At 43.2% G+C, this 14,939-nt stretch carries 12 protein-coding genes; 7 read left to right on the top strand and 5 right to left on the bottom strand.

Going from position 1 to position 14,939, the window contains the following annotated elements:
• A complete protein-coding gene (locus tag GO495_RS22245) occupies window positions 1–978 on the bottom strand; it encodes a bifunctional methionine sulfoxide reductase B/A protein (RefSeq protein WP_157301944.1) in 978 nt (325 codons plus the stop codon).
• 77 nt (window positions 979–1,055) lie between these two features.
• A complete protein-coding gene (locus GO495_RS22250; protein WP_157301945.1) occupies window positions 1,056–1,814 on the bottom strand; it encodes an alpha/beta hydrolase in 759 nt (252 codons plus the stop codon).
• Window positions 1,815–1,965: 151 nt separating this feature from the next.
• Here GO495_RS22250 and GO495_RS22255 point away from each other — a divergent pair, with 151 nt between their 5' ends.
• Window positions 1,966–2,658 carry a molybdopterin-dependent oxidoreductase gene (locus GO495_RS22255; RefSeq protein WP_157301946.1) on the top strand — a complete coding sequence of 231 codons (693 nt, stop codon included), beginning with the start codon at window positions 1,966–1,968 and terminating at the stop codon, window positions 2,656–2,658.
• Window positions 2,659–2,723: 65 nt separating this feature from the next.
• Here the strand turns inward: GO495_RS22255 and GO495_RS22260 are convergent, their stop codons facing one another.
• Window positions 2,724–6,791, bottom strand: coding sequence for an alpha-L-rhamnosidase-related protein (locus GO495_RS22260; RefSeq protein ID WP_157301947.1), 4,068 nt, complete (start codon window positions 6,789–6,791; stop codon window positions 2,724–2,726).
• A 133-nt stretch (window positions 6,792–6,924) separates the two neighbouring features.
• Window positions 6,925–8,823 carry an AAA domain-containing protein gene (locus GO495_RS22265; protein WP_157301948.1) on the bottom strand — a complete coding sequence of 633 codons (1,899 nt, stop codon included), beginning with the start codon at window positions 8,821–8,823 and terminating at the stop codon, window positions 6,925–6,927.
• Window positions 8,824–9,008: 185 nt separating this feature from the next.
• On the opposite strand from GO495_RS22265, the gene GO495_RS22270 reads away from it, so the two are divergent.
• The 4 genes from GO495_RS22270 (at window position 9,009) to GO495_RS22285 (ending at window position 12,677) form a co-directional block, all read left to right on the top strand.
• Window positions 9,009–9,914: an ABC transporter ATP-binding protein gene (locus GO495_RS22270; protein WP_157301949.1), complete on the top strand. Its 906-nt coding sequence runs from the start codon at window positions 9,009–9,011 to the stop codon at window positions 9,912–9,914.
• A gap of 41 nt (window positions 9,915–9,955) precedes the next feature.
• Window positions 9,956–10,405, top strand: coding sequence for an SRPBCC family protein (locus GO495_RS22275; protein WP_157301950.1), 450 nt, complete (start codon window positions 9,956–9,958; stop codon window positions 10,403–10,405).
• Window positions 10,386–10,709, top strand: a complete 324-nt coding sequence (locus GO495_RS22280) for an ArsR/SmtB family transcription factor (RefSeq protein ID WP_157301951.1) — start codon at window positions 10,386–10,388, stop codon at window positions 10,707–10,709. The genes GO495_RS22275 and GO495_RS22280 overlap by 20 nt, the downstream gene beginning before the upstream one ends.
• 294 nt (window positions 10,710–11,003) lie before the next feature.
• Entirely contained in the window at window positions 11,004–12,677 is a 1,674-nt protein-coding gene (locus tag GO495_RS22285; RefSeq protein ID WP_157301952.1) for an ArnT family glycosyltransferase, read from the top strand.
• Between the two features lie 62 nt (window positions 12,678–12,739).
• On the opposite strand, the gene GO495_RS22290 is transcribed toward GO495_RS22285, so the two are convergent.
• Window positions 12,740–13,111 carry a hypothetical protein gene (locus GO495_RS22290; protein WP_205691304.1) on the bottom strand — a complete coding sequence of 124 codons (372 nt, stop codon included), beginning with the start codon at window positions 13,109–13,111 and terminating at the stop codon, window positions 12,740–12,742.
• Between the two features lie 42 nt (window positions 13,112–13,153).
• Here GO495_RS22290 and GO495_RS22295 point away from each other — a divergent pair, with 42 nt between their 5' ends.
• Together GO495_RS22295 and GO495_RS22300 are read left to right on the top strand one after the other, a co-directional pair.
• On the top strand, window positions 13,154–13,723 hold the full coding sequence (locus GO495_RS22295) for an RNA polymerase sigma factor (protein ID WP_157301953.1): 570 nt from the start codon (window positions 13,154–13,156) through the stop codon (window positions 13,721–13,723).
• Window positions 13,724–13,837: 114 nt separating this feature from the next.
• On the top strand, window positions 13,838–14,929 hold the full coding sequence (locus GO495_RS22300; RefSeq protein ID WP_157301954.1) for a FecR family protein: 1,092 nt from the start codon (window positions 13,838–13,840) through the stop codon (window positions 14,927–14,929).
• Window positions 14,930–14,939: the final 10 nt, after the last annotated feature.

Consider the following 14,939-nt stretch of genomic DNA (forward strand, 5'->3'; position numbering starts at 1 on the left):
TTATGATACTTTTAATTTGCTGGTATATTTCTTTCTGAACTTTGATAATTTAGGATTGATAACCGCTGCGCAATATCCGTTACCGGGATTGTTACGGTAATAGTTCTGATGATAACCCTCTGCTTTATAGAAGGTATCCAATGGCTGGATATCTGTTACAATCGGATCATCATAAGATTGTTTTACGTCAGCTACCACTTTATCAATCGTTGCTTTTTCCTGTTCGTTATTGTAGAAGATCGCAGAACGGTATTGTGTACCAACATCTGCGCCCTGTCTGTTTAACGTAGTAGGGTTGTGCGTAGTAAGATGGATCTCCAGGATATCTTCCAGAGAGATCACAGCGGGATCGTAGGTCACTTTTACTACTTCAGCATGACCGGTCTTACCGGTGCATACCTGTTCATAAGTAGGTGATGGCTGCGCTCCATTTGCATAACCGCTTTCCACTTTTGTTACGCCTTCCACTTCCTGGAATACGGCTTCTGTACACCAGAAACAACCGCCGCCCAGTACAATGCTGGCTTCTTTACTATCGGATTCCTGTTTTACCAGGGCTTCGGAGTTCATGCAGTAACGCAGACCGGAAGGAGCAGGACCGTCAGGGAATACGTGCCCCAGGTGGGCATCACATACACTACAGAGGGTTTCTATTCTTACCATGCCATAGGCAGTATCCTGATGATAGGAGATCGCATTTTCGGCTATTGGCTGGGTAAAACTGGGCCAGCCTGAATTGGACTCAAATTTCTCACCACTGTCAAAAAGCGGGTTCCCACAGCAAACGCAGGAGTAGCGTCCCGGACCGAAAGCACTGCAGAGTTCCCCGGAAAAGGGCCTTTCTGTCCCTTTCAGGCGCGTGATACGGAACTGATCAGGTGTGAGGATAGCTTTCCATTCCTGCTCTGTTTTTTCTACCCTTCTTGGTGGTGCCTGGTTCCCGTCACGACTGAGTTTTAAGATATCTGTCCAGTTCATAATTTTTTTTCCATATATGCTCAATAGCCATGCCGTAACTTATTTTGCGTCAAAATGCCGTTGCAACAGGAATTAAGTTACTTTTTGTCAGCCTCTTTTGCCGCAGTCTCAATAACTGCTGCCACTTCTTTAGGTTTGGAGATGAAGATAACATGACTGCCATTCAACTCAGTGATCTTAGTGCCGGAACGTTTGTACATCTTCCTTTCTGTATCCGGACTGATGCTTTTATCGGCGGTGGCTACAATGCCCCAGGATGGCTTTGTTTTCCATGCAGCCTGACTGACAGGCGTTCCGAACCCTTTGGCGCCTACAGGGCCCTGGGAAGCGAACATAAAGTCTGCCTTTTCTTTGCTGACGTCCGCACAGAATCCTGCATGGAATTTGGCCTTGTCGTAGTAGAGGAATCCTGCCGCATCCGGGTTCAGAATGCCATTTTCAGGAGCAGGAGGTGCGTCCATTGCCCATTTTAAGGCCGATTCTCCGGCATCTGGCTGAAATGCAGCTACATATACCAGTCCTACCACTTTAGGCGAATTTCCGGCTTCTGTGATAACAGCACCACCCCATGAATGACCTACCAGTATAACAGGGCCTTCCTGTTTGTCGAGAGCACGGTTTACTGCGGCTACATCATCTTCCAGGGAAGTCAGCGGATTTTGTACGGCTGTAACATTGTAACCTTTCTTGCTAAGGATATTATACACCCCTTCCCAGCCGGAACCATCAGCAAAAGCGCCATGCACCAGTACGATGTTTTTCACTCCCTGGGCGAAAGTTGTATTTACAATAAGCATGCAGACAAAGAAGACTGCGATCAGATTGAACTTTTTCATTTTATTGGATTTTATTTGGGTACGGGTTTATCAAATTGTTGCATGCAAAACTAGTATTGGCAGCCTGCAATGGCAATTGACGAATAGGGGTTTATGTTGTATATTTTACTTAGTGAGAATAAAAGAGATATAGAATGATTAAATTGTAGTTATGGAAGGATCTGAAAAACTAAACAGGGTAGTAGAGGCCCGCATGAAACTCAAAGCCCGCTTTGAAGATAAAATGAGCCTTACGCCTTCGGTTGCTGATAATAAGCCGATGGGTAAAGGAAATCCTAACCGTCATGGTATGCCACAGGTGCCCATAGGGCAAACCATTACCAATAAATGGCCGGTACTGGACCTGGGTATACAGCCCGATATCTCCCTTGAAAAGTGGCGGCTGGTCATCGATGGGGAAGTAGAACATCCTGTTGAACTCAGCTGGCAGGAATTCCTGGCTTTACCGCAAACAGAAGATACTTCAGACTTTCATTGCGTAACGACCTGGTCTAAACTGAATATGAACTGGAAAGGAGTGCGGCTGCTGGACCTCGCAGCATTGGCACTGCCAAAAGATACGGCCACACATATCATGTGTTACGGGTATGATGAATACACGACCAATGTATCTCTGGAAGAAGCGTTGAAACCTGATGTACTGCTGGTACATACTGTAGATGGACAACCTTTACACCGCGATCATGGTGGCCCCGTAAGAATGATTACTCCACAGTTATACGCATGGAAAGGGTCCAAGTGGATTAACAGGATAGAATTCCTGTCAAAGAATAAACTGGGATTCTGGGAAGAGAGAGGGTATTCAAATACGGCGTATCCCTGGAGAAATGACAGATATAGTTAAGGTAAATAAAAATCCCCCCTGTCTTAAACCGGGGGGATTTTTATTTAAACTAAAAGAAGCTCACATTAATACTTAATCACTTTCCGGTTAATCACCTCTTTCCCAACCGTTACCTGAATAATATATACACCGGCCGGCAGTTTAGACAGATTGATCTGCTGACCGTTATTAATACGTTCTAAAGGAAGCACCTCAGTACCGGATATATTATACACCCGTACAAGCAGTTTATCCTCTTTCGTATTATTGACCCTGATGTTAACATTATTCGCGAAAGGATTAGGATCTATACCCAGTGATAAAGGAGAAGAAGATACCAATGGCGCTGCATAAGCCACTACAGGCGCAGCTACAACCGCAGAACTATATAGCTGGTTCTTTGGTACTACTTCTTTTATCTGTGAAGCACTGGCCCATTCCAGTTTAGCATTCGCTCCGCCATAGTCCTCAAAGTAATCTACTCTGATATCATATCTCTGTCCTGCTGTCAATGTAATTGTACCGGAATAGGTAGTACCCCAGTCATCAATCCATTTGTCAATCACTAACTGATTATTGATCCATAATCTTCTTCCGTTATCTGAAGTCAGGTAGAATGTATATGTTTCAGAATATTTAGGTTGAATCTGTCCTGTCCATCTTACAGAGAAAGCATCCGCCTGTAAAACAGGGTCAGGAGAACCGTCGCCCCAGTTGAAATTAATGGTATTATCCTTTCTGGTGAACACCGGCGTCTCGAAATTCATACCGTTGAAGTAGTTGCCGGTAAGGCCATCACCGGTGCCCGGTACTAAATTACCCGGAGTGAAGTTCCACTGCCCGTTGGCCTGACTGGTGTTAGACCATTGATGTACCAGTCCGCCACCACTGACACCTGTTACTTCCAGTACTTTTGCACTATGTGAAGCGATCAGTTTGTAGTAGCCGTCACCGGTAGCCACCACTATAAAGTTCTGATGTGGCTGTGCGGGATCATGGTAAGGGTACTGGATCACATTGGCTCCATTATCGAGAGAAAGACCATTTACATCCAGCGATTTACCACTATGCACTGCGAGAATCTTATAATTACCATCTCCCAGATGTGTGAAGGTGAACTTCTGGTTATTGTTACCATTGTACTCTGAATGGATGATGCTGGCACCATCATCAGTAGAAGCCTGGTTCACATCCATCATCAATCCGCTGGCCCTGTTTTTCAGGAAATAAGTACCGGCTAAATTGGTAATACCATTAGGACGAACACGTATAGATGTTGTTTTATCCTGTAAAGCAGTAGTGGCTATACAGGTGTTATTAGCAGTAATCTCCAATGTTGTACCTGTGAAATTATCATCGGCATATAAAATGATTTTATATCCTTCTGCTACAGACAAAGAAGAGATATCATCATCCTTAATCCCTAATGCTTTCATTTGTGTAAGGGTATAATCACCTAAGCCTAAACTTACCGGGTTACCACTATACCCACAATCACTATACGTAATAACAGGATTATTCGTACTACGTGGTAAGGCGGTGAATTGCCATGTACCGGCTGTTACTTTAAACTGTACGTATTTATCATCTTCCTGGTAGAAAGTAACGCCGGAAACATTGCCTACACTGGTACCGTTTCTCCATACAGTAGTCGTACCTACCTGTATTTCAGAGGTAAGGGTAGAGAATACATCTTTAGGAATGCCTACAATAGCTGTACTGCCCGAAGGAGAAGACAGCGTTTGTGTAAAGCTGGTCGTATTGTTGGTGAAAGAAGCAGTGATATTGCCTTTTACAGTAGGTACAGTGCCTGAGAAAGTTGTTAAACCTCCATGCTGCGGTAAGAAAGTAAATTCTGTAAAGGCTGCCTGTGTGGGTCTGATACCTAAGAGGTAAGCGCTCATCAGGTATAGCGGTCCGGCAGACCATGCATGATCATTACTGCTGTAACCTGTATTGTTGTTACTTTCAGTAAAGTCTTCCCACAGGGTTGATGACCAGCTGTTGATCATGCCTGCATACCGGCTTTTCATCCTGTTTACGGCTTCTTTACCATCCAGTTGGAAGAGCGCCTGTTCTATGTACATCTCCTGGTAAGGACCTGCATCATACCTGTTTTTCAGTACACCTAATACTGCTGCTTTTTGTGATTCATCTGTAACTCCGGCCAGTAATGCCCAGGCATTACTCCTGTCATCCATAACAGCGGATTTTGTACCGTTCTGATTATGGAATACATAAGCCCTGGCAGTGCTGTTCCAGAAATAATTATTAAAGTTGTTTTTTACTTTGGTCTGTAAGCCCTGATAGTAAGCCTTATCAGCAGATTGTCCTAACAGGTCTGCGGTATTGACAGCAGTTTCAAGGACATTAATATAAAGGGCATTGAAGATGGTATTAGCATTGCCAATATCCATAGAACCCATATTAGTCCCCCAGTCTATCCAGTTCCAGGCATCACCTTGCAGTACCAGCATTCCATCGCTGTTACAACTGGCCACACAGAACTGGATATATTTTTTCAACTGTGGATAGAGTTCCTGCATCAAGGCTTTATCTCCTGTATACATGTAGTATTTCCAGAGCATAGCGACTGCCGCGAGGTTCTGGTCCGGGAGGTGAAAGCTGGTACCGGGAGCGGTCGTATACAAAGACCCGTTTCCCTTTTGTGTATTCATCAGTTCCCGGAAAGCCTTGCGGGGTAGTTTGCTTACACTGGTATCATAGGTATAAAGTGAATAGAGGATTTGTTCAGATACATCTCCCCACCACTGACCGCGTTCACGATCCGGGCAGTCGTAGAACTGATCTCTCATACATATCCTGGACGTATTTTTGGCTTTGGTCCACAATGTATTCATAGCAGCATCTGAAGAAGTGAACTGGCCTACAACCGTTGTATTGTAGCTGGTTTCCCGGTATTTCAGTCCAAGGACCTGTACCGTACCCGTTACATTGGAGAACTGGTATTGAACCGTATGATCACTGGAATTCTGCCAGGGCAGACATTCAAATTCCTGATCACCTGCTTTGGTGATATATTCCTGCCAGTAATGCCTGTTCACTACTATTTTAATCTTCACACCGGCAGGTGCATTTACATGCAGGTAAGGACGTAACTGAATATTGATCCCTACAGTGCCGGTAATAGTACCATCCGCGCTGATGCTTGTTGGCAGAGAGGACTGGTTCTGATAATTGCTGAGATCATATTCTTTCCAGAAAGGAATACCGCGAGGTACAAGTCTGTTCCATGGAGCAACAGGAGGGAGCCCCTTCTTCACGGCAGCGGTCCAGGATGCATCATTATAGGCTGCTGTAGTCCAGCCGCTCAGTTCATTAGCGGCGTTATAGGAAACAGGGAATGCGATCCACTTATAATCCTGTCCGTTCAGAATTAACTGTGTAGTAGCACCAAAGGAAGGATGCACTTTATACTTCCAGGTATCGTCAGACACCAGTACGGAACCCGCATCAAATAATAAGCCGCCATTACCCACAGCCCGCTCTGTGTAACCATTCTGACCGCCTTTATACCATACCAGTACTGCAATGGTATTCTCACCTGCCTGCAGATAGGGCGCAATGTCTACTTCATCATAATAGGTGTTCACCAGGTCCGGACGAATATCCAGCCCTCCGTCTTTCACTACCAGCTGGTTATTTACATACAGCCAGTACTTATTCTCCGCTGCAATTTTAGTGATGGTAGTAGCCGGTTTCGCGGATAAAGTCACCTTTTTACGAAAAGCGATCCAGGTATTGGCGGGGCCTGCGTCGGAAGACCAGATCCAGTTAGCCGTTCCTGTGGAAGGTGGAACAAGGCTGACGATAAAAGAAGTGACCTGGTCATTCCATTCGGCGCCGATCCATGATGAGGATGCCGTAGCAGAGAAACTTTTTCCGGTGAAATTGTCATCCGCATAAAAGGTTACCTGGTACCCGGAGGGGATGGTAAAGGAAGATACGGCGTCATCCGGGAATCCGGCCGCATTCATATCTGCGAGCCTGTAATTACCGACGGGGAACGACACGGCAGTTCCTACATTATTGACGTCTGTGTAAAGTACCACCTGGGCACTGGCGAGGTGGATCCCCGACAACATACAGATCAACAGGAACAAGTAATTCCTTACAAGTGTTGTGTGTTTCATTGGTTTGAAATTTGAGGGTTGATGGTTATGAGAAAGGAGGTATAGGCTTCAACGTGAACTACCGGGCATAGGTTTTCATAAGGGAATTTTGATTACCTCAGAAATTTAAAAAGAATAAATGAATTAACTGTCCTTAGGTGTCTACGAATTCCCAGGCGCTTTTATAGGCATCTCTTTTCTCCGCATAGGTAATGAAATCTGCGTAAAAAGGTAATTGAGAAAGCGTTCCGCTATCTCCGATCACTACCAGTTTTTTTCTGGCCCTTGTCATCGCCACGTTCATACGACGGATATCCGAGAGGAAACCGATCTTACTTTCTGTATTACTACGCGTCATGCTGATGTACACGATATCGCGCTCCTGTCCCTGGAAACTGTCTATGGTATTCACAGAGATCTTATTTCCATACGCCTGTAAAACAGGGCTATGCAGCAGTTGTTCTTTCAGTAAATAAATCTGTTGTTTATAGGGAGAGATAACCGCAATACTGGGGAAGTGCTCCGGTTGATAATGCGGGGCGAGTTCAGCGACAAGTTGTGTTAAATGTTTGAATAAAAACGCGGCTTCTTCCGGATTAGTGGTACTGGTGCCTTCTGTTTTTTCATCAAAGCCACAGCCTGCGGTATCAATAAATGCAAGGGGGATATCATCTGTAAAGAGCACATGATCTGCTACGGAGGCATGCGCTTTTAACTGATCATTGTAGAAGATAGCAGAAGAATAACCCATGATCATTTTATTCATGCGGTATTGTTCTTCCAGTAATGTAACAGCTTCAGGATGAAGAGCTACACACTTTTCCAGTAAGGTGGTACTGAGTCCGTTCCTGGCAGCTTCATTTGATTTGATGGTAGGGGATAACTGACAATGATCTCCCGCCAATACTACTTTCTGTGCTTTCAGGATAGGTATCCAGCAGGCTGGTTCGAGGGCTTGTCCTGCTTCATCTATCACTACGGTATGGTATTTCAGTTTCCGCACGGTATAGTGATTGGCGCCTACGAGGGTAGCTGCGATCACCTGTGCTTTGGTAAGTATGTCGTCGATAATATACTGTTCGGTGTTTTCCACAGATTTCATGATGCTGCGGGCCTCATCGAAGAGCGCTTTACGCTGGTCCCGTTCTGCTTTTCCAAAGCTCCGTTTGTATTTATGCGCCATGTCCCTGAACTCATTGGCCTGTTTCTTCAGCTTCCTGATTTCCTTCATGCTGTTATGTTCGGCCATTTTACTGTCCAGGGTAAGGGACATTAACCTTTCAGACACACGGGCAGGGTTACCCACGCGTAATACGTTCAGTCCTTCATCAGAGAGTTTTTCACTAAGCAGGTCCACGGCGGTATTGCTGGGCGCTACTACCAGAATCTGTTTATGGTCCTGTTTGATGAGGGCTTTGATAGCCTGTACCAGGGTAGTGGTTTTACCGGTACCCGGAGGGCCGTGTACAATAGCCAGTTCATTGGCTGCCAGTATTTTATTCACGGCTTCCTGCTGGGAAGCATTCAGTCTGGGAATGATAAAAGGGGGGATATCCGGCTGAAATCCGGGGGCTTTACTGCCGGTAAGGATCTTTACCAGACTGCTCTGTTCACTGATGGAATCTGCCTGTTTAAGGGCGTTTTGCATCTCGTCGTAGCTGTTATCATCAAAGAGGAGATCTATGCCTAGTTTACCATCCCTGGACCATTCCGGCAGCTCATCTGTACGTAGGGTGATTTTGAGTTTATTCCCGCTCTGGTAGGAGATAGTGCCTTCTACCCGGTCTTTTTTCGGATCGTGATTGGAGAACAGCACGGCAGATACGCCAAAGCGCAACTGGTGATTAATATCCTGGTGGGTGGTACGTTCTACTTCAACGGTTAAGTAATCGCCCCGGCTCATTTCCGTGTCTTTGATGGCAATAGGATACCAGGTAAGTCCATTGGCCCTGCGATCTGCTACAGAGGATGTTTCGGTGATTTGCCGGTAAGATTCCCTGTCCTCTTCCCGCTCCATCTTCATCAGATCAAGCAGCTTTTTGAAATACTCCATCCGGCAAAGATAAATAAAGCATGGCTAAAGCATACCTCCTTCCTGTCTCCGTCCTGTCTGAAGCATGGATACATCTAAAGAGATCATTTATATACGCTTTGTGTATACCTTTACAGCAATTTACGCATGCTTTAGAGCAATTGCCACTACCTTATTGAAGTATAAATAAGTATTTTTCAGAATATATGAGTCTATTACAGGTATCAGGGGTCAGGAAACTACAGCAGGGAGCTTTAATATTAAAGGATACGAGCCTCACACAAAAGAAGTTTCAGAAAGTTGCCATAGCAGGAGAGACCGGCTCAGGGAAAAGTACCCTGATGAAAATTATCGGCGGCCTGGTGCAGGCAGACGGGGGAGAGGTGTTATTTGAGAATGTACGGGTAAAAGGGCCGGAAGAAGTATTATTGCCCGGGCATCCCGGTATTGCCTATCTGTCTCAGCATTTTGAATTGCGTAATCACTACAGGGTAGAGGAATTACTCGCCTATTCCAATAAATTATCAGAAGAGGATGCTGATAAGATCTATGAGGTATGCAGGATCACGCAGCTCATGAAAAGAAAGAATGATCAGCTTTCAGGTGGAGAGAAACAGCGTATTGCACTGGCTAAACTACTCATCACTTCTCCCAGGTTATTATTACTGGATGAACCCTTCTCCAATCTGGATATGATCCATAAAGACATCTTAAAATCTGTTATTTACGATCTTGGAGAGAAACTGGAAATCACCTGTATGCTCATTTCCCACGATGCCCAGGATATCCTCTCATGGGCAGATGAAGTGCTGATCATGCAGGACGGGGAAATCATCCAGAGAGGCAGTCCTCAACAGGTGTATAATGAACCGGTGAATGAATACACGGCTGCCTTATTTGGCAGGTATAACCTCATTAACAATGCCTTTATCAGACCTGAAAGATTTAAGATAGTTGAAAAGGGAGAATTAAAAGGTAAGGTAGATAAAGTACTGTATTTCGGTAGTTACTATGAACTGGATATCATGCTCTCCGATAAGATGATCACTATCAGAACACAGGATAATCATGTGAAGAAAGGAGATACGGTAAATTTAAACTTGCGTAACTAAAAAGTTACATATACATTTGTGTAACTAAAAAGTTACGCATTATGCAGAGGGATATCAGGCAGAAATGGTTTTTCCAGCATCCTCCTCAAACCGTATGGGAGTTCCTTACAAACCCGGAAATCCTTTCCCAGTGGCTAATGGAAAACGATTTCCAGCCAATAATAGGTCATCGTTTCCGCTTTAATGCAAAACCCAGGGTAAAGATTGGCTTTGACGGCATCATCTTTTGTGAGGTACTGGAAATAGTACCACTGAAAAAGCTGTCTTATTCGTGGAGAGGTGGTCCCGGCAAGGGCAAAATTACATTGGATTCTGTTGTAACCTGGACACTCACGCCTACAGATAACGGAACAGAACTCCTGCTGGAACAAACCGGTTTTAAAGGCATGAGGAACTACCTTCCTTATCTCATCATGAACAAAGGCTGGAGTACCAACATAAAGAACAGATTCACCAGTATTATAAACAGTCATGAAACAAGCGCTCACTGACCCGTTCCAGGCTATTGCAGATCCCAGCAGAAGACAAATTCTGCAACTGTTATCAAAAGACAGCCTCACTATCAACACACTGGCAGAGAACTTTGATATGAGCCGGCCGGCGGTATCAAAACATATCAAAATATTACATTCAGCAGGATTTATTGCTATAGAAGATATAGGCAGGGAAAGATATTGTATCCTCCGGCAGGAAGGCTTTCATGAACTGCAGGGCTGGATTGATCACTTCGATAAATTCTGGAACACTAAACTGAAGAAGCTGGAAGATTTGCTGAACAAGAAAGCAGGGAAGTAGTATCCCCCCATCAGGTAGTGACCCGGTTTGATTACATAATCTTTGCGACAGGTGTTGTTGATCGATAAATACACCTTATCTGACGTGAATATCAGGTGAAGTTAAATTGAAAAACAAATCCTGAACCCATATTCCAAAGCTAAATCAGGGAACTAAACAGTCAGATACAGTGTATTTATGATCAACAACACCTGGCAATCTACGCTGTCATAAGTCTCTACCCCCAATTAACTGATTTGTAAAAGATACTATATGCACATATATTTGTATCCCTCTCATAAACAGGATATGCATATGTTTTCAAATAAAGCGCGGAATGCTATAATATTATCTGTGATCGCTGCTCTTCTTTTTATCCCGTTCCTTGGCAGGGTACATCTGTTCGATTGGGATGAAATAAATTTTGCAGAGTGTTCAAGAGAAATGCTCAAACTGGGAGACTATACACGCATTTATGTAAACTTTAAGCCGTTCTGGGAAAAACCTCCCATGTTCTTCTGGATGCAAAGTTTGTCGATGAAAGTCTTTGGCGTTACGGAATTTGCGGCCCGTTTTCCCAATGCACTCTGCGGCATAGCTACCCTGGTAGTGGTTTTCCTCTGCGGACAAAGAATCTATGATAAGAAGTTTGGTATCCTATGGGCGCTTGCCTATGGAGGGTCCCTTTTTCCTAACATGTATTTCAAATCAGGTATCATCGATCCCTGGTTTAACCTTTTTATATTCCTCTCTTTATATTTCTTCATTTTATATAACTGGAAAAGGAATGGATTTGATAAAGAAGGACTGAAGAAGACGTCTTTACCATATGTGATATGGTCGGGAATATTTATGGGCCTCGCCATCCTTACAAAAGGGCAGGTGGCATTGATGGTCTTTTTAATGGTACTGGGCGTTTATTTTATTTATAACAGGTTCAGATTCTACTTTAACTGGGGACATGCATTGTTATTTTTAGTGGTGGCATCCCTGATCACCCTTTCCTGGTATGGATATGAAACGGCTAAAAACGGACCCTGGTTCATCACTGAGTTCTTAAAATATCAATACCGTCTCTTTACTACACATGATGCGGGACAGGAAGGTTTCTGGGGATATCATTATGTAGTGTTGCTGATAGGATGTTTTCCGGCTTCTCTGTTTGCCATTCCGGCTTTTTTCAAAACGCCATCCAGTAGTCGGTACGACAGGGATTTCAAGGTTTGGATGCTGATTCTTTTCTGGGTAGTGACACTGTTGTTTACTATCGTACAGTCACGTATCATCCATTATTCTTCCCTGGCATGGTTCCCTGTTACATTCCTTGCTGCCTATTCATTTTACAAATGGGACAGGAAAGAAATGAGCTATAAGAAATATGCAGGCATATTTGCAGCAGTACTGGGAGGTATCGTCTCATTATTATTACTGGCTGTGCCTCTTATCGGATTAAATATTTCTAAACTGGCCCCTTATGTGAAAGATAAATTTGCCCAGGCAAACATGGAGGCAGATGTGAAATGGACCGGTATTGAAGGTATTGCAGGTACTATCATGGTGATCACGATTATTGTAGGACTGAGATTCCTGAAAAAGAAAGAATACTATAAATCTGCGTGGACCTGGTTTACTGGAACTGCCCTTGTTATTTTCTTCGCTGCTGCCATGATCGTTCCTAAAGTAGAGCGGTATTCTCAGGGAGCTGCAATTGATTTCCTGATCCAGCGACAAGGAGAAGATTGTTATGTGAATGCATTGGGCTACTGGAGTTATGCGCCGTTTTTCTATACAATGAAAGAAAAACCGGCTAATCCAAATGCATATGAGGAACAATGGCTGCTTTCAGGAGATATTGATAAACCAGTTTACTTTGTTACAAAGATCGACAGGGTGGATAATTATAAACAATACACAGACCTGAAAGAGCTGTACAGGAAGAACGGGTTTGTTTTCCTGAAAAGGGAAGTACCTCATCCAAAAGCTCCGTAGGAATAAAATATATTCAAAAGGGTCTAACGACACTCCCTTATTTAAAGCAAAAAAAAGCGCCGTCAGGCAGTCCTGGCCGGAAGAAATTCCGGCCATTTTTCATATTTTAAAAATAGACCAGGATCTCCGCCATATTGGACACCAATAATGGCAATTGCGAGATCCCTTACTTCCATAGCGAAGCATCTTTTGGAAGTTTTGTAAGCGATGTTGTTTGCCTTTTTGTAAATAAGTACTATCATTGCAACAATAAGCATCATATACAATATCACCTGCATACCGTTCTTGTTTAATGAGACCAAGTGGTCTTTTACATTGAATTCCCGTTTTAAAAGCGATAGAATACTTCTATATGCCTGTGCTATTTCTTTTGCAGAACGTTTAAAATCATTGATTAAGACGGCTATTTTGTATATTAGTCCGATTTCAGGCATAATTAGCAGAATAAGGGGTCAGATAACTAAACAATTCTATTGATGGAAGATTCAGAATTATGGGATCTCTTCCGGGTCGGCAATCAGCTTGCATATACGCAATTAGTTAACAGGTACTATAAGCCACTGTTTAATTATGGCCGGCGTTTTTGCCAGGATCGTGAATTTTTGATGGACTGCATCCAGGAAGTTTTTTATGAATTGTGGAACAGAAAAGAAAAAATCAGTTCGACGCCCTCCGTAAAATGGTACTTGTTCAAAGCTGTCAGATTGAGGATATTTCGGGATCAGTCGAAATGGGTTAAAAATGAAGAACTTTCCGACGAGTATGTTTTTTTTGTTGAATTCAATATTGAATCAAAGATCATCAATGATATAGAAATAAATGACTTATCTGTAAAAGTAAAAAATATCCTGAACGCCCTGCCTCCCCGCCAGCAAGAAATTATGTATTTGAGATTTTATGAGGGCTTAGCGCTTAACCAGATTTCAGAAATTATGGGAATCAGCAACCAATCGTTACGTAATCTATTGCAGAAGTCATATAAAAATTTCCGGTCAGAGTGGATCCCCCTTCTTGTTTTTCTTTCCTGCTGTAAATTAAATAACTGACAATCAGTTTGTTACTAAAAATAATAAAATTTATTCAATTCTTTTTGCATTTCCAGGGGTACATTTTGCCAGTTTTTGAATATTGTTAGTATAACCCATTGTAAATAAAATTTCATGGCCGAGTACGACAATTACGAAATTGAGGATTTTCTGCAGGACGATTCTTTTATTGACTGGATACTGAACGAAAAAGTTGAAGGTAATGCCTTTTGGACAACTTTTTTGTCAGAACATCCGGAAAAAAGGACTTTAATAGAAAAGGCCCGCGCTGTTCTTATTTCGATAAACGTGAAACCGCTTGACGATCAGCTATCAGATGCGGAGATAAACTTAAGGGTAAAACTAATTCAGGACCAGGCTTTCCGGCAGGTACCTGGCAGGCAGGCACCCATGGTCAAAATTTATCAGCGTCAATGGTTTAAAGCAGCGGTTATCTTTCTGATTTTCATGAGTAGCGGGTTTATCACTTATCGAACACTGATTAAACCAGATGATCTTATTACCAAAGACGGGTTAAACAACCAGGTGAAAATCAGTAACACAAGTAACAAATCGAAATTGGTGCTGATGAACGACGGGAGCCTGGCGGTGCTGACCCCCGGGTCTGAAATACAATTCCCTTCTGCCTTCAAAGGGGAGGAAAGAAATGTTTATCTGCAAGGGGAGGCTTTTTTTGAGGTACACAAAGACCCTAAACATCCTTTTTTGGTACACAGTCAAAATATGATCACCCGCGTTTTAGGGACAAGCTTTACCGTTAAAGCATTTAAAAATGCTGCTGAGTTCAAAGTTATAGTTAATACCGGGAAAGTGTGGGTTTACGATCAGAAGACTAAGCCGGTAGCCGAGAAAAAAGATCTCGTTATTGCCCTAACGCCAAATCAGCAAGTCATATACAAACGGGATATCTTTCAATTTAAAAAAGATACGTTAACCCGTCCATCATTGCTTTCAAAAGAAGTGGCTGATAAGGAATTGAACTTTACTGACATTCGGTTCAGTACCGTTATCAGTAAGCTAAATCTAGCCTATGGTATTCAAATAGAATATAATAAGCAAAAACTTGGAGATCTGAGAATAACCGCCTCATTGGCTGAACATCCGCTTAATGAAAAGGTAGAGATGATCTGTCGGGCAGTGAACGCGAAATATAGGTTCGCAGACGGCCGGATAATTATCGAAGAAGACACGCCGGCTAATAGATAGCTGATTATAA

This window comes from Chitinophaga oryziterrae (assembly GCF_009758125.1).
In the GTDB taxonomy this organism is placed as follows: domain Bacteria; phylum Bacteroidota; class Bacteroidia; order Chitinophagales; family Chitinophagaceae; genus Chitinophaga; species Chitinophaga oryziterrae.